Source organism: Micromonospora sp. AKA38, assembly GCF_027925725.1.
In the GTDB taxonomy this organism is placed as follows: Bacteria; Actinomycetota; Actinomycetes; order Mycobacteriales; family Micromonosporaceae; genus Micromonospora.
Map to the genome: position 1 here is coordinate 1,077,289 of NZ_BNEI01000005.1, position 15,190 is coordinate 1,092,478.

General features: G+C 71.9%; 12 protein-coding genes. 6 read left to right on the forward strand and 6 right to left on the reverse strand.

Annotated elements, in window-relative coordinates; genetic code table 11:
• The first annotated feature begins 182 nt into the window (after positions 1-182).
• On the forward strand, positions 183-1,763 hold the full coding sequence (locus tag TPA0908_RS22275) for a pectate lyase family protein (RefSeq protein WP_281940858.1): 1,581 nt from the start codon (positions 183-185) through the stop codon (positions 1,761-1,763).
• Positions 1,764-1,822: 59 nt separating this feature from the next.
• Here TPA0908_RS22275 and TPA0908_RS22280 read toward each other — a convergent pair whose 3' ends face one another.
• The 5 genes from TPA0908_RS22280 to TPA0908_RS22300 all read right to left on the reverse strand — a co-directional run bounded on the left by TPA0908_RS22280 (position 1,823) and on the right by TPA0908_RS22300 (position 6,627).
• On the reverse strand, positions 1,823-1,984 hold the full coding sequence (locus TPA0908_RS22280) for a hypothetical protein (RefSeq protein ID WP_281940859.1): 162 nt from the start codon (positions 1,982-1,984) through the stop codon (positions 1,823-1,825).
• 19 nt (positions 1,985-2,003) lie between these two features.
• Positions 2,004-3,422, reverse strand: coding sequence for a non-reducing end alpha-L-arabinofuranosidase family hydrolase (locus TPA0908_RS22285; RefSeq protein WP_281940861.1), 1,419 nt, complete (start codon positions 3,420-3,422; stop codon positions 2,004-2,006).
• A gap of 139 nt (positions 3,423-3,561) precedes the next feature.
• Positions 3,562-4,626, reverse strand: coding sequence for an SRPBCC domain-containing protein (locus TPA0908_RS22290; RefSeq protein ID WP_281940863.1), 1,065 nt, complete (start codon positions 4,624-4,626; stop codon positions 3,562-3,564).
• 42 nt (positions 4,627-4,668) lie between these two features.
• Positions 4,669-5,985 (reverse strand): low temperature requirement protein A, encoded by a 1,317-nt coding sequence (locus TPA0908_RS22295; RefSeq protein WP_281940864.1) that lies wholly within the window; start codon positions 5,983-5,985, stop codon positions 4,669-4,671.
• A 12-nt stretch (positions 5,986-5,997) separates the two neighbouring features.
• Positions 5,998-6,627, reverse strand: coding sequence for a TetR/AcrR family transcriptional regulator (locus tag TPA0908_RS22300; RefSeq protein ID WP_281940866.1), 630 nt, complete (start codon positions 6,625-6,627; stop codon positions 5,998-6,000).
• A 120-nt stretch (positions 6,628-6,747) separates the two neighbouring features.
• Between TPA0908_RS22300 and TPA0908_RS22305 the strand changes: the two genes are divergently transcribed.
• Both TPA0908_RS22305 and TPA0908_RS22310 read left to right on the forward strand, forming a co-directional pair.
• A complete protein-coding gene (locus TPA0908_RS22305) occupies positions 6,748-8,385 on the forward strand; it encodes an MDR family MFS transporter (RefSeq protein ID WP_281940868.1) in 1,638 nt (545 codons plus the stop codon).
• An 85-nt stretch (positions 8,386-8,470) separates the two neighbouring features.
• Positions 8,471-9,322 (forward strand): phosphatase PAP2 family protein, encoded by an 852-nt coding sequence (locus tag TPA0908_RS22310; protein ID WP_281940870.1) that lies wholly within the window; start codon positions 8,471-8,473, stop codon positions 9,320-9,322.
• Between the two features lie 28 nt (positions 9,323-9,350).
• Here the strand turns inward: TPA0908_RS22310 and TPA0908_RS22315 are convergent, their stop codons facing one another.
• Positions 9,351-11,429, reverse strand: coding sequence for a cellulose binding domain-containing protein (locus TPA0908_RS22315; protein ID WP_281940872.1), 2,079 nt, complete (start codon positions 11,427-11,429; stop codon positions 9,351-9,353).
• A gap of 226 nt (positions 11,430-11,655) precedes the next feature.
• Between TPA0908_RS22315 and TPA0908_RS22320 the strand changes: the two genes are divergently transcribed.
• From TPA0908_RS22320 to TPA0908_RS22330, 3 genes are all read left to right on the forward strand, one after another.
• Positions 11,656-12,408: a lytic polysaccharide monooxygenase gene (locus TPA0908_RS22320; RefSeq protein WP_281940874.1), complete on the forward strand. Its 753-nt coding sequence runs from the start codon at positions 11,656-11,658 to the stop codon at positions 12,406-12,408.
• Positions 12,409-12,541: 133 nt separating this feature from the next.
• The gene (locus TPA0908_RS22325; RefSeq protein WP_281940877.1) at positions 12,542-13,108 is read left to right on the forward strand and encodes a DUF305 domain-containing protein; all 567 of its coding nucleotides are present in this window, start codon (positions 12,542-12,544) and stop codon (positions 13,106-13,108) included.
• Positions 13,109-13,568: 460 nt separating this feature from the next.
• A complete protein-coding gene (locus tag TPA0908_RS22330) occupies positions 13,569-15,158 on the forward strand; it encodes a DHA2 family efflux MFS transporter permease subunit (RefSeq protein WP_281940879.1) in 1,590 nt (529 codons plus the stop codon).
• Positions 15,159-15,190 lie beyond the last annotated feature (32 nt).

A 15,190-nucleotide genomic window follows, 5' to 3' on the forward strand; every position in this document is an offset into this window, starting at 1 on the left:
CCTTGCCCTGAGCGAAAGCGCTTTCTTACGATTGCGTCACATCGATGTTTCATTCGCGGGCCGGGCGCCGCGAATGGATGGGAACCGCTGGTGACGCGCCTGATCGTGTCGCCGCTATTCACCTTTTCCTGTTCGGCGGCAGCCGGTCGATCCGGCATGCGCGAAAACGAATCGAGGCGTCCATGGAACGACCAGTCACACGGCGACTTCAGGCCACGTTGGCCACGGCGGCGGTGGGGGTCGCGGTCGCCGTGGCCATGCCGACCCCGCAGGCGTCGGCGGCGGCTGGGACCGCCACCGGCTTCGCGACCCAGAACGGCGGGACCACCGGCGGCGCGGGCGGGCAGACGGTGCGGGCCACCACCGGGACCGCGATCCACGCCGCGCTCTGCAACCGGGCCAGCAGCAGCACCCCGATCGTCATCGAGGTCTCCGGGACCATCAACCACGGCAACACCACCAAGGTCTCGGGTTCGAGCTGCAACACCGCGGCCGGCGTGATCGAGCTGAAGCAGATCAGCAACGTCACCATCATCGGGGTGGGCGGCGGCGCGGTCTTCGACCAGCTCGGCATCCACATCCGCGACTCCCGCAACATCATCATCCAGAACGTCACGGTGCGGAACGTCAAGAAGTCGGGCTCGCCCACCTCCAACGGCGGCGACGCCATCGGCATGGAGAGCACGGTCCGCAACATCTGGGTCGACCACGTCACGCTGGAGGCGTCCGGCGGGGAGGCGGAGGGCTTCGACGGCCTCTTCGACATGAAGGACGACACCCAGTACGTGACGCTGTCCTACAGCATCCTGCGCAACTCCGGCCGCGGCGGGCTCATCGGCTCCAGCGAGAGCGACCGGTCGAACAGCTTCATCACGTTCGACCACAACCTCTACGAGAACATCGACTCCCGCACGCCGCTGCTGCGCGGCGGTGTCGCGCACATGTACAACAACCACTACTCGGGGCTGCACGAGTCCGGCATCAACTCCCGCGCCGGCGCCCGGGCCAAGGTGGAGAACAACTACTTCCGCAACTCCAAGGACGTGCTCGGCACGTTCTACACCAACGAGCGCGGCACCTGGCAGGTCGGCGGCAACATCTTCGACAACGTGACCTGGTCGGCCCCGGGCAACGAGAACTACCCGGCCGGGCCGAACCCGACGTCCACCACCACGGTCGCCATCCCCTACTCGTACCGTCTCGACGGGGCGAGCTGCGTGCCGGACATCGTCCGCCAGACGGCGGGCGCCAACACCGGCCTGCGGACGTCGGACGGCAACTGCACGCCGCAGTCCCCGCCGCCCACCACCCCGACGCCGACCACGCCCGCGCCGACCACGCCCGCGCCAACCACCCCGCCGCCGACGACCACCACCCCGCCGCCGCCCAGCGGGACCAACCTGAGCCTCGCCTCCGGCGCCGGCGCGGACGGTTCCAGCAAGGCCGACGGCACCAGCTACGGCAACGTGCGCGACGCGAACCTCGGCACCTGGTGGTCGCCGTCCGGTTCGACCGGCACCATCTCGATCAAGTGGGGCTCCGCCACCCGGGTGTCCCGGGTGATCATTCGGGAACCGTCCGGCACCCAGGGCTCGATCGGGTCCTGGCAGCTCGTCAACAACGACACCGGCGCGGTCCTCGCCTCGGGGAGCGGGGCGGGTGCGATCAGCTTCGCCGCCACGTCGCTCCAGAAGATCAACTTCAAGATCAACAGCTCGAACGGTACGCCGAGGGTCGGCGAGTTCGAGACGTACGCGAGCTGAGCCCGGCGTGGGGGGCGGGAGTGGCGCAGCCGCTCCCGCCCCCCACCGTTTTCAGAGGGTCAGCACCACGGTGGAGATGGCGCGCTCGCGCTCACCGCGCTGGTCGAGCGGTTCAGGATGACCAGCGTGACCTTGCCGTCGCCCTGGTGGGCGGTCACCTCCAGCGGCAGCACCGTGCCGGCCGTCACCAGCGCGGTACGGGGCAGTCTGAGTTTCCTCATCGCATCTCTCCTCGCCCGACTAGCGCTGGAGCGTCAGCAGACCCGGGCGGTACGGCAGCAGGCCGTAGTCGCCGCCGGAGTTGGTGGCCCGACCCTGGTAGAGCAGTTGCAGGTTGCAGGGGTCGACGGTGAAGGTCTGGTCGGCGGTGGTGCGGATCAGTTCGCCGTGGCTGATGTCGTTGGTCCAGGTGGCGCCGCTGTTGGCCTTGCCGGCGAACGGGTTGCTCTCGGTGGCCGCGTTCGGTGTCCACGATCCGTTCAGGCTGGTCGCGGTGAAGGACCGGAAGTAGCGGCCCTGCGCGCCGATGGCCTCGACGATCATCAGGTAGCGGGTCTGGCCCTGGAGCTTGTAGACCTGGACGGCCTCGAACAGGTTGTTCGTGCTGTCGCTCATGATCGTGGTGTAGTTCGAGCCGAAGTTGCCGGGGAAGTTCCCGATCGGCATGCTCGCCCGGTAGATCTTGCCGTTGTCGCCGGCGAAGAAGAGGTACATGTTCTGGTCGTCACCGATGATCGTCTGGTCGATCGGGCCGGTGCCGGAGCCGGAGATGCTGCCGGTGAACAGTGGCTGCGCCGACGACCACCCGTTGGGGTTGGTCGGGTTGGTGGAGGTCTTGTAGGAGAAGGCCGTGCCGCCCCACTGGTAGGTCAGTACCCAGATGTTGCGCGGGGCGAAGTAGAACAGCGTCGGCGCGACGGTGCCCTGCGACATGCCGTTCTGACTGGCCGAGGCCATCTCCGACCAGTTCGTGAACGGGCTGAAGTTCATCGAGCCCCACGACGAGCCGAAGTCGTGCGTGGTCGCGTACACCAGGTGCTTGCCCTGGTAAGGGGCGACGGTGAAGTCCTTCAGCGACGCCCAGCCGGACTTCGGCTGCGCCAGCGCGCCGGTCGACGACCACCGGTACGTCGACGGGAGGTTGCAGGTGCCGCTCGGCGGCGGCGTCGTGGTGGGCGGAGGGGTGGGCGAGCTGGTCGGCGACGTGGTGGGCGACGACGTGGGCGGCGTGGTGGGGGCGGTGCCGCCGGTGCAGGTGACGCCGTTCAGCGCGAAGCTGGTGGGGGCGGGGTTGCTGCTGGTCCACGCGCCGTTGAAGCCGAACGAGGTGGTGCCGTTGGTGGGGATGGCGCCGTTGTAGTCGACGTTCCTGGCGGTGACGTTCGCGCCGCTCTGGGTGACGGTGGCGTTCCAGGCCTGGGTGACGGTCTGGCCGGCACCGTAGGACCAGGTCAGCGTCCAGTTGTTGAGGGGGTCGCCGAGGTTGGTGATGGCGACCTCGGCGCCGAAGCCGCCGCCCCACTGCGACGACACGGTGTATTTCACCGAACAACCGGCGGCCGCCGCGCCGGCCGGCAGTGCCGCGACGACACCGGCCGAGGCCAGCAACGCGACACCGGCCGAGACCAGGCCGACATGGGCCGCTCTGGATCTGGACATGGGGCTTCCTCCTGTGGTGGTGGCGGCTCGCGCATTCGCGGGGGCGATTGTGATGTGAGCGTTAACAGCCGCGTCAGGTATGTTACGGGAGCGCTCCCATGACCTCAACGATAGAAATATGTGAATGATCCCCGGAGGATCAGGACGTGGTGCAGGGGGTGCCGTCGGCGGCGCAGGACTCCGGGGCGTCGTGCAGCGGGTCCGGGTCCCGGACGTCGAAGCGGATGGTGGTGGAGCCCTCGGGCGGCAGCTCGGGGCCGGTGAACGTGACCACGACGCCGTCCTGCGCCGCCTCCGCACCGTTGACCGAGCCCACGCTTGCCCCGTCGCCGAGCGTCACGGTCACCGTCCACTCCGACCGGGGGGCAGGTCCGGGATTGCGTAGCACCACCTCGCCCCGGTAGCCGAAGACCCGGTCGGTGACGGTCTGGTACGTCGCGGTCAGCCCGACGGCGGCCACCGACGGCGTCGGACTCGGCGTACGGCTGGGGGAGCGCGACGGCGACGGCGAGGGGGAGGCGCTGCGGCGGCTGGCGCTCGGCGTGGGCCGGGCGGTGGTGGGCCGCGGCGACGCGGCGGGCGCGGTGGTGGGCAGGACCAGCGCCGGTGACGACGGCGGCGGGGCGGCCGGCGACGGCGGGGTGTCCCGGGTCGCCCACAGCGACGCCCCGGCCGCGCCGGCGAGCAGCGTCACCGCGCCCGCGGCCAGCAGGACCCGCCGTCGGGGGCGACCGCGCTCGTCACCGAGCAGGCGGATCACCGGCAGCTCCGCGGTCAGCCCGCCCTCGGCGCGGCGCAGGTCCACCTCCTGGAACGCGAGCCAGTCGAGGATGGCCGGCAGTCGTCCGGTCAGCGCCCGCTCGTGCTGCTCCGCACGCGCGTCGGCGTCCCAGTCGCCCTCCTCCAGCACCTCGCGGACGGAGAGCCGGGTGCCGTGCCCGCTGGGGGTGAGGTCGCAGGCCAGCCGGGTGGCCCGGTCGCCCTCCCGGCACCGCACCACCAGCCGTCGGGGCGCGCGCAGCTCGACCAGCTCCACCTCGGTGTCGGCGTCGTAGCCGGGCAGCGCCGCGGTCGCCAGTGTCCAGTGGTCGTCCCGCGGTGTGCTGTCGGCGAACCACTTGGCCAGCAGCGCCCGCTCGGTCAACGCCCGCCAGATCCGGGCGGGCTGGTGGAACAGGTCGACCTCGGTGGCGATCTCGATCACCCGGAGACTCTACGGCCCGCGTCGAGCGGCGGATCGGCGCGGTCACTCCGACTCGCCGTCGTGCCACCGGGCCCGCCAGGCGGCCTCGTTCTCCTCGGCGCTGGCCCGCTCCTGGTGTACCGCCCGGCGCAGCGCCACGCGGGCGTCCGCGAAGATCACCAGCTCGACCGCGACCAGCGCCAGGCAGATCGCGGTGAGCAGGCCGAGCGCGCCGAGCGCGGACAGGTGACGGCCGATCGGCAGCGTGACCGCCAGCACGACAAGCGTGCCGAGCCGGGTCCACGACAGCGTCCGCAGCGTGCGCCACTGGAACGCCATGTTGGCGGCCAGGTAGACCATCACGCCGACGAAGAGCAGCGGCACCGCCGGCCCGTGGCCCCGCTCCGCCGCGCCGCCCACCGGGTCGGTGACGGTCCGGACCAGCTCCTCCGCGCCGAGCGCGAACAGGATGACCCCGGCGATCATGGGCAGGTAGAGATAGGCGTACGCGTCGCGCGCCATCGCCACCCGCGGGTGGCCCTGGGCGGCGTGCAACGCGATCCGGGCGGCCGGCCCGACCATGTCGAAGTGGGCCCACCAGAGCGCGGCGGTGAACAGGATGCCGAAGATCGCCGCCGGGATGGCCGGCCAGGTCACCGGCTTGCCGAGCAGGTTGCCGCCGACGCCGACCGAGATGACCGACTCGCCCAGCGCGATGATCAGGATCAGGTCGTAGCGCTCGGTCCAGTGCTCCGCCGAGGTGATCTTCCAGCCGTCGGTGCCGGCCAGCAGCCCGCTGCTGTACTGGATCACCACCACGGCGATCCACAGCGCGTCGCGCAGCCACGGCCCGGTCTCCGGGTCCACCTGCGGCGGCAGCAACGCGGCCACCAGCAGCAGGCAGGTGGAGAGCAGCACCTCGGGCAGGAACAGCCACATCTTGCGCTGGGCCGCGGGGTCGTCGCGGGTGGCGTACCAGTAGAGCGACGTGTGCACGACCCGGATGACCACGTAGCTGACCGTGACCAGGATCGGCCCGGCGGTGCCCTGGCGCAGGTCGCCGAACGCCTGCGGCAGGGCCAGCGCGAACGTGAACAACGCGACCATGCCGACCACCATGAGGATCGGCACGAAGCCCTCGCCCAGCCGCAGCCGGGCGGCCACCGCGCTGTGCACCACCCAGCACCACCAGAGCACGGCGAGCGCCAGCAGCGCGTGCAGCAGCTCCCGTCCGGTCACGTTGGCGGCGGTGGCCCGCGTGATGATGAAGAACGACACCACGAAGACGAGGTCGAAGAAGATCTCGAACTTGTCGACCCGGGCGGCCGGGGCGACCCGCGCCGAGGGCCCGAGCCCCTTGCGCCACCGGTCGCCGCCCACCGGCCGAGTGTGTCAGCCCAGCTCAGCCGCCATGCGGGTTTCATCGGGCAGTCCCCCGGCCTCGGGGGTGGCGTGGGCGAGCACGTCGCGCAGCACGTCGCGCAGCGGCGCGTCCGGGTGCTCGATCCACTGCTGGGCGGCGACGCGGAGCGTGGCCAGGAACGTGGCGGCCAGCACCCGCGCCCGCAGCGGCGCGTCGGCGCCGGTGAGCCGGCGGGTGATCTCGGCGGACAGCTCCCGCTCGATCGCCGTGTACGCGCCGACCTGGTGGGCCGCCAGGCTCGGGTGGCCGTGCAGCCGGCGGCGCCGGCTCAGCCACGGCTCGGCCGGGTCGTCGTACCCCTCGTCGGCCTGGGCCAGGGCGGCCCGGGTCAGCGCGGCCCAGGGCGGCAGCTCGGTGGGCTGCGCCGCGACCAGTTCCAGCATCCGACGCAGCCGCATCGTGTCGCCGTGGAAGAGTGCCTCCTCCTTGCCGGCGAAGTAGTTGGAGAACGTGCGCCGGGAGACGTTGGCGGCGTCGGCGATGGCCTCCACGGTGACCCGGTCCGGGCCGTGCTCGACAGCCAGCCGCAGGGCCGCCTCGTGCAGCGCCAGGCGGGTGGCCGCCTTCTTCCGCTCCCGCAGGCCGGTGCACTCGTCCATGCCGGCCAGCGTACGTGATCCTTTTCTCAACGGGCAAAGTTGCCTGATGGGCAACATTTGTTGATGATTGCTTGAGGCAACCAAGAGGCGACCTATCCGACACACCTGGAGGACCGCGCGATGAGCGCACCCACCGCGACGGCCGAGGCCGCGCCCATGAGCCGGCGGCAGACGCTGGAGGCACTCAGCGGGCTGCTGCTCGTGCTCTTCGTGGCCATGTTGAGCAGCACCGTCGTCTCGACGGCCCTGCCGAAGATCATCGGCGCGCTCAACGGCTCGCAGACGCAGTACACCTGGGTGGTCACCGCCACCCTGCTCACCGCCACGGCCACCACCCCGATCTGGGGCAAGCTGGCCGACCTGTTCAGCAAGAAGCTGCTGATCCAGGTCGCCATCGTGGTCTTCCTGGTCGGCTCCGTGGCGGCCGGCTTCTCGCAGAGCGCCGGCCAGCTCATCGCCGCCCGGGCCTTCCAGGGCATCGGCGTCGGCGGCCTCCAGGCGTTGGTCCAGGTGGCCATCGCGGCGATGATCCCGCCGCGCGAACGCGGGCGGTACAACGGCTACCTGGGCGGCGTCATGGCGCTCGCCACGGTCGGCGGCCCGCTGCTCGGCGGCCTCATCGTCGACACCTCCTGGCTCGGCTGGCGCTGGTGCTTCTTCGTCGGCGTGCCGGTCGCGATCATCGCGCTGTTCCTGCTCCAGATCACGCTGAACCTGCCCACCGTGCGCCGGCAGAACGTCAAGATCGACTACCTGGGCGCCACGCTGATCGCGGCCGGCGTCAGCGTGCTGCTGATCTGGATCTCCTTCGTCGACGACTCGTTCGCCTGGCTCTCCTGGCAGACCGCCGCCATGGTCGGCGGCGCGGTGCTGCTGCTGGCGCTCGCCGTCCGGGTCGAGGCGCGGGCCGCCGAGCCGGTGGTGCCGCTGCACATCGTCCGCGAGCGCACCACCGCGCTCGCCATCCTGGGCAGCCTCGCGGTCGGCATGGCCATGTTCGGCGGCGCGGTCTTCCTCGGCCAGTACTTCCAGATCGGCCGCGGCTACAGCCCGACCGAGGCCGGCCTGCTCACCATCCCGATGATGGCCGGCGTGCTGATCTCCTCGATCGTGGCCGGCCGGATGATCACCACCAGCGGGAAGATCAAGCCGTACATCGTGTTCGGGGCGATCGTGCTGGTCGCCGGATTCGCCCTGCTCGGCACCATCGACCACGAGACCTCGCTGGTCATCGTCGGGGTGGCCATGTTCGTCGTCGGCGTCGGCGTCGGCATGACCATGCAGAACCTGGTGCTCGCGGTGCAGAACACGGTGGCGCTCAAGGACATCGGCGCGGCCAGCGCCAGCGTGGCCTTCTTCCGGTCGCTCGGCGGCACCATCGGTGTCTCGGTGCTCGGCGCGGTCCTGGCCCGGCAGGTCACCGACCGGATCACCCACGACCTCGCCGCGGCCGGCATCCCCACCACCGGCGGTGGCGGCAGCACACTCAACCTGGACGCGCTGCCCGAGCCGGTACGCCAGATCGTCCGTGCCGCGTACGGGGACGCGACCGGGCACATCTTCCTCATCTCGGCCGCGATCGCGGTGGTCGGTGTCGTGGCGGCGCTCTTGCTGCGCCCGGTTACCCTGCGCTCCAGCCTCGACCTGCCGGACCCCGGCCGTGCGGTGGCGGTGGGTGCCGACGCGGTCGACGCAGCGCCCGCGTTCGACGGGGTGGACGCCGACCCGGCCGGCCGGGAGGAACACGCCCGCCGCTGAGCCGGTAACCCCAGGGCCGTCGCCGACCCCGGCGGCGGCCCTGGTCCGTGCCGGCCGGCCGGGCGGACCCAGGCGAAGGAGGAGCATGGACACCAGGCGAGGCGCGTCCCGGCCCGGTGGCGCGCTGCGCCGGGCGGCCCGTGAACTGACGCTTGTCGCGGTGCTCTTCCTCGCCTACAAGGCGGGCCGGCAACTGGTCGCCGGACGGGCCGGCACGGCGCTGGCCAACGGGGAGCGGATCTGGTGGCTGGAACGGCTGCTGCGCCTGCCCGACGAGGCGCTCGTGCAGGCCCCGCTGCTGGCGCACGAGCTGCCGGTACGGCTGGCCAACAGCTACTACGCGTACGTGCACTTCCCGGCCACCGTGCTCTGCCTGGTCTGGCTCTACCTGCGCCGGCCGGCCCACTACCTGCGGCTGCGGCGGGCGCTCGCGGCGCTCACCGGCGCGGCGATGGTGCTGCACGTCTGCGTCCCGCTCGCGCCGCCGCGACTGACCGCGCTCACCGGCCTGATCGACACCGGCCGCCGGTACGGCCCCAGCGTCTACGGGCCGCCCGACGCCGACCAGCTCAGCAACCAGTACGCGGCCATGCCCTCGCTGCACGTGGGTTGGGCGCTGGCGGTGGCGCTGGCCCTGGTGGCGGTCACCGCCGGGCGGTGGCGCTGGCTCTGGCTGGCGCACCCGCTGGTCACCATGGTCGTGGTCGTCGGCACCGGCAACCACTACTGGCTCGACGGGGTCGTCGCGGTGGCGCTGCTCGGACTGATCCTGGCCGCGCTGCCCCGACCGGCCACGGTGGACCGCCGGCCCGTCCCGCCGGTGGTGGGGCCATCCCGCCCGCACGTGGTGCCGCCGCCGCGCCGCGCCGGCCGCCGCCGGACCACGAAGGTCCCGACGGCGGCCGACGTCCGACTCCGCCCACCCGGCCGGGGCTGACCCCCGGCTCAGGGAGCGGCCCGCCGGCTCAGGGCCGGACGGTGCAGACCGTGCCGTTGAGCCGGAACACGCCGGGCGGCACGTTCGGCCCGCTGTACGACCCGACGAACCCGACGCCGGTGCTCCCACCGTCGGCGGCCAGCCGGCGGTTGTCGGCGGTCGGGGTCACCCGGACCTCCGTGCCGGTCTGCGTCCAGGTGCCGTTCCAGCCGCTGCTCACCTGCTGCCAGCCGGTGGGCCAGGTCCAGGTCAGCGTCCAACCGTCGACCGGGTCCGGACCGGTGTTGACCACCTCGACGGTCGCCACGTAGCCGTTGCCCCAGTCGGTGTCGTTGTGGAAGCGGACCGCGCAGCCGCTGTCGGCCGGGCTGCCGGTGGCGAACGTCAGCGGCGGGGACGACCAGGACACCCGGCCGGCGGTGTCCCGGGCCAGCACGTTGACCGTGTAGCGGGTGCCCGGTTCGAGGTTGCGCACCGTGAACGAGGTGCCGGCGGTCTCGCCGAGCTGCTCGCTGACGGCGCCGTACTGCCGGTACACCTCGTACTTCGCGATCGGCGCGGCGCCCACGGCGGCGGCCGGCCAGGAGAGGGTCGCGGCGCGGTCGGTCACCGCGCCCGCGGTCGGCCGGCCCGGCGCGCCCGGCCGCCCGGCGGAGCTGCCGGCCGGTCGGAGCACGAGCGTGGTCAGCGAGTACGGCGGCAGCGTCCGGGTGGTGGCGCTGCCGGAGCGGTCGGTGGTCACGCCGCTCGCGCCGTTGGTCAGCGTGTGCACGGTCGGCGCCTCGTCCGCCGGGGTGAAGCCGGCGTAGTCGACCGCCACCGGGTACGCGGTGTCCGGGTCCTTGTTGAGCAGCAGCACCGCGAGGCTGCCGTCCGGCCGACGCACCGCGTGCGCGCTGACCAGCGGCTGGTCGGTGCCGGCGCGGACGAACTGGTCACCGGGGCGGGCGAACGTGTTCATCATGGACAGCGCGTGGTACGGCGCGAACGGCGTGTTGAACGGAGGCTCGCAGACCTCGCCGTCGCCTGTGCAGCCGCCGCTGGAGAGCAGCCCGAAGTCGCCGTAGTCGGTCTGGCCGGCGACCTCGGAGACGGTGCCGATGCCGTTGTGCACGTTCCACCACTGCACGGTGAAGACACCCTGCTCCAGCAGTCCGCTGTAGGCGTCGGCGAGGAACAGCGCGCCGGGCTGGGTGGTGCGGCCGGCGTCGACGTTCAGCTCGGTGAGGCTGATCCCGATCCGGTCGGCGTTCGCGCCGGCGTACCTGTCGATCTGCTGGCGCAGCAGCCAGGTGGCGTCGGAGATCTGGTTGGTCCGGGTCAGCGACTCGGCGGCGGTGCCGCCCGGGTACCAGTGCACGTCCACGAAGTCGATCTTCGGGCCGGCGAGCGAGAGCACGGTCCGATTCCACGGGCCCGGGTCGCCGCCGGCGGTGATGCCGTCCGGCCAGTTGCCGGGCATGGTGAGCACCGCGCCGACCTTGACGCTCGGGTCGACCGCCTTCATCGCGTCGGCGTACTCGATCACCAGCTTGGCGTACTGGGTGGCGCTCTTGTCGGCGTGGTCGTCGGCCTCCCAGGCCGAACCGTAGAGGCCGTTGCCGTAGTTCTCGTTGCCGACGGTCCACCACTTCGCGCCGTAGCCCTTGGTGACGTTGGCGTACCGCACCCAGTCGGCCGCCTCGGCCGGCGTGCCGGTGCCGTAGTTAGCGATGATCATCGGTTGCGCGCCGACCCGACGGGCCGCCGCCATGAACGTGTCGAAGTCGGTGTCCGGCGCGACGTAGCCGCCGGGCGCGGTGTGCGTCTTCCAGTGGTAGATGTCGGCGTACGAGCCGCCGGGGTAGCGCAGCATCCGCACGCCGGCGGCCTTGAGCAGGTCGGACGTCTCGGGGCTGCCGAGCTTCGCGTCCCAGATGGCGTGGTTGACGCCGAGCGCGGTGTCCGGCACGGTGGCCAGCCCGGCGCGGGCGTTCACGGTCACCGCGACCGGGTCGGCGGCGGCCTCGGCGGCGGGTGGTCCGACGGTGGCGAGCGCGGTGGTGACGAGCAGCAGGCTCGCCGCGTACGCGGTCCACCGGCGTGGGCGGGGCAGGGATCTCCTCATGCGGGTGTCCTTCGAGAGGCGGGTTCTCCCGGATCGGTGCCGCCGTCCTCCCGGATGCCTGCCGGCGTCCGGGTGCCCAGGGACGACGATCGGCTCCGCGCGCTGATCAGAATTCCACGCGGGGCGCGCTCGGCTCAAGGCTTAATTTATAGATAGGAGTCTTTACTGTTAACAAGGTTTAATTTATGTTCGTGACATCTCCCGTTCCCCTGAAGGAGTTGCCACGATGCGCCGAAGAATCACACTTCCGCTGCTCAGCGCCGGTGCCGTCACCGCGGCCCTGGCGCTCGCCGCGCCCGCCCAGGCCCACGGCTACGTCTCCTCGCCGCCCAGCCGGCAGGCGCTCTGCGCGCAGAACCGGGTGCCCGACTGCGGCCAGATCCGGTACGAGCCGCAGAGCGTCGAGGGGCCCAAGGGCCTGAAGAGCTGCCACGCCGGCATCGCCCAGTTCGCGGTGCTCAACGACGACAGCCGCAACTGGCCGGCCACCACGGTCGGCAGCACCGCCACGTTCACCTGGGTCAACACCGCCCGGCACGCCACCGCCAACTGGGAGTACTGGATCGGCAACACCCGGGTCGCGGTGGTCGACGGCGGTGGCCGGCAACCCGACGCCACCGTGTCGCACACCGTCAACCTGGGCGGCTTCTCCGGCCGGCAGAAGCTGCTCGCGGTCTGGAACATCGCCGACACCGCGAACGCGTTCTACGCCTGCGTGGACCTCCAGATCGGCGGCGGGGGCGGCAATCCGACCCCCACCCCGTCGCCGACCCCCTCGCCGACCCGCACCGCGACCCCGTCGCCCACGCCCGCCCCGACCGGCTCGCCGGTGCCGGGCGGCACCTGGACCGCCGGCCGCGCGTACCAGGTCGGCGACACGGTCACCTACGACGGCCGCAGCTACCGCTGCCGCCAGGCGCACACCGCGATCGCCGGCTGGGAACCCCCCAACGTCCCCGCCCTCTGGCAGCAGCTCTGACCCCGCTCACCCTCACCCCCACCCCGCTCCCGGCTCGCACCTTCTCGGAAAGAGTGGCCATGCCCCGCGAAATGGCCACTCTTCCCGTGAATCAGCGGGGTGGGGGGAGAGGGCGTCTCGATTGGAGGAATGGATGCGTCGAGGTGTGGTGATGGTGGTGGTGCTGGTCGGGGTGCTCGGTGTGGGCGGGTGTGGTGGTGGGGCGGTGGCGCCCGTGGCGTCCCGGCCCGCGCCGGTCGTCGACGACACCGCCAGCGGCATCGACGCGCTCTTCCTGGCCATGATGGTGGCGCACACCGGGCAGACGCTGGAGATCGTCGGCGTCGGCCTCGACCGGGCCACCGACCCGCGGGTGCGGACGTTGATCGCCGCGATCCGGGCCACCGAGACCGACGAACTGGCCACCATGCGCCGCTGGCTGCGCGAGGCCGGCCCGTCGGCCGCGGCCGCCGCCACGCGGCACGACCACTCCGGGCACAGCGACGCCGCCGCCGGGCTGACCCGGCTGCGGGCCGCCCGGGCCGCCGACGTCGACCGGGTGCTGCTCGACGTGCTCACCCGGCACCAGCGCACCGCCGCCGCGCTGGCCCACGCCCAGGTCACGGCCGGCACCAGTGAACGGGTACGCGACCTCGCCACCCGCATCGACCGCTCCCGCACGGCCGAGATCGCCCTGATGGCGGACCTGTCCCCGGCGTGACGCGGCCGTCGACAGTGGAGCGCCGGCACCGCGCACCGGCCCCGCGGGAGCGGCCCGGTGTGCCGGTGCCGCAGCCGGCAAGGTGGCACGCCGCTGTCCCGGCGTCGGAACTCCGACATCGGATCCGCATCGACGCCGCGCCGTAAACATGACGTTCGTCACGGTGATGGACGGGTCCCGGACCGGTGGAAGGGCGTCGACGCGGGCGACGAATCCGGGCGTAGGGGTGGTTACGGTGCGGCTTCTCGGCAGCGAGAGGGCGGAACCCGGACGGCGTCCTGGGTGACGGGCGGGTGTCCGGAAGCACGGCCGTTCGCTTCTTGGCAAAACCGGCCGCACGATGTCGCACTCCGTGACTAGGCTTCCGTGCCGGGCGTCGCCCACCGCACGCCCGCCCGCGAGCCCCACGGCGCGCGGCATCGCCACCGCATCGAGCCGAACCGGAACCAGGAGACTGTCTGTGACCCAGCAATCCGTAGCGACATCGAACAAACTCGACGCCGCGGTGCTCAAGGTGGCCGGTGTCGTCGTGCTCGGCGCCGTCATGTCGATCCTCGACGTGACCGTCGTCAGCGTGGCCATCCCCACGTTCCAGCGCGAGTTCGACGCCTCCTACGCGCGCGTCGCCTGGACCATGACCGCCTACACCCTCGCCCTTGCCACGGTGATCCCGCTCAGCGGCTGGGCCGCGGACCGGTTCGGCACCAAACGGCTCTACATGGTGGCGCTGGCGCTGTTCACCATCGGCTCCGGGCTCTGCGCCACGGCCGACTCCATCGGCGAGCTGATCGCCTGGCGGGTGGTCCAGGGCCTCGGCGGCGGCATGCTCATGCCGCTCGGCATGACGATCATGACCCGGGCCGCGGGTCCGCACCGGATCGGCCGGTTGATGGCGGTGCTCGGCATCCCGATGCTGCTCGGCCCGATCGGTGGCCCGATCCTCGGCGGCTGGCTGATCGACACCGCGAGCTGGCACTGGATCTTCCTGATCAACGTGCCGATCGGTGTGGTCGCGCTCGTCTACGCCCAGCTCGCCCTGCCGAAGGACGCCCCCGAGCCCTCGGAGTCCTTCGACTTCCTCGGCATGCTGATGCTCTCGCCGGGCCTGGCCCTGTTCCTCTACGGCGTCTCCTCGCTGCCGGAGGCCGGCACGGTCACCGATCCCGAGGTCTGGCTGCCCATGGCGGCCGGCGCCGCGCTCGTGGTCGCGTTCGTCCGCTACTCGTTCCGGCCCCAGCACCCGCTGCTCGACCTGCGGCTGTTCCGCAACCGCAACCTGACCATCGCCGCGCTGACCCTGGTCGTCTTCATCATCGCGTTCATGGGCGCGGGCCTGCTGTTCCCGAGCTACTTCCTCCAGATCCGGGGCGAGACCACGCTCAACGCCGGCCTGCTGATGGCACCGCAGGGCATCGGCGCGATGCTCACCATGCCGATCGGCGGCATGCTCGCCGACCGGGTGCCGATCGGCCGGACGGCGCCCTTCTCGCTGGTGCTCATCGCGGCCGGGTTCTTCACCTTCACCCAGGTCGGCACCGACACGTCCTACCTGCTGCTCTGCGGCTCGCTGTTCGTGATGGGCCTCGGCATGGGCGGCACCATGATGCCGATCATGACCTCGGCGCTGAAGACGCTGAACGCGGCCGAGGTGGCCCGCGGCTCGACGCTCGTCAACATCCTCCAGCAGATCGCCGGGTCGGTGGGCGCCGCGACGATGTCGGTGATCCTCACCAGCGAGCTGAACGGCTCCCGGCCGATCCCCGGCGTGACCGATCCGGGCACCGGCGCGCCGGTCACCGAGGCCCAGCTCGCCATCGCGGTGCAGCAGCAGCCCGAGCTGGCGCAGCAGTTCCCGGTGCCGCCGTCGCTGATCGAGCGCGGGCTCGACTTCGCGGCCAACTCGTTCGCCACCACGTTCTGGGTCGCCTTCGGGCTGGCGGTGCTCACCTTCGTCCCGGCCGCCTTCCTGCCGCGCCGGCGGGAGCCGTCGCACCTGCTGGACGGCGAGTCGGGCGAGGAGCAGCGCCCGACGCCGGTACCGATGCACTGATCCGCCCTGTCCCGTGGGGGCCGACCGCCAAC

What these genes read in the sequence shown, in the direction of transcription:
- TPA0908_RS22305 (WP_281940868.1), top strand. Translation starts at nt 6,748, where the DNA reads ATGAGCGCACCCACCGCGACGGCCGAGGCCGCGCCCATGAGCCGGCGG.
- TPA0908_RS22320 (WP_281940874.1), top strand. Translation starts at nt 11,656, where the DNA reads ATGCGCCGAAGAATCACACTTCCGCTGCTCAGCGCCGGTGCCGTCACC.
- TPA0908_RS22300 (WP_281940866.1), bottom strand. Translation starts at nt 6,627, where the DNA reads ATGGACGAGTGCACCGGCCTGCGGGAGCGGAAGAAGGCGGCCACCCGC.
- TPA0908_RS22325 (WP_281940877.1), top strand. Translation starts at nt 12,542, where the DNA reads ATGCGTCGAGGTGTGGTGATGGTGGTGGTGCTGGTCGGGGTGCTCGGT.
- TPA0908_RS22275 (WP_281940858.1), top strand. Translation starts at nt 183, where the DNA reads ATGGAACGACCAGTCACACGGCGACTTCAGGCCACGTTGGCCACGGCG.
- TPA0908_RS22315 (WP_281940872.1), bottom strand. Translation starts at nt 11,429, where the DNA reads ATGAGGAGATCCCTGCCCCGCCCACGCCGGTGGACCGCGTACGCGGCG.
- TPA0908_RS22285 (WP_281940861.1), bottom strand. Translation starts at nt 3,422, where the DNA reads ATGTCCAGATCCAGAGCGGCCCATGTCGGCCTGGTCTCGGCCGGTGTC.
- TPA0908_RS22280 (WP_281940859.1), bottom strand. Translation starts at nt 1,984, where the DNA reads ATGAGGAAACTCAGACTGCCCCGTACCGCGCTGGTGACGGCCGGCACG.
- TPA0908_RS22310 (WP_281940870.1), top strand. Translation starts at nt 8,471, where the DNA reads ATGGACACCAGGCGAGGCGCGTCCCGGCCCGGTGGCGCGCTGCGCCGG.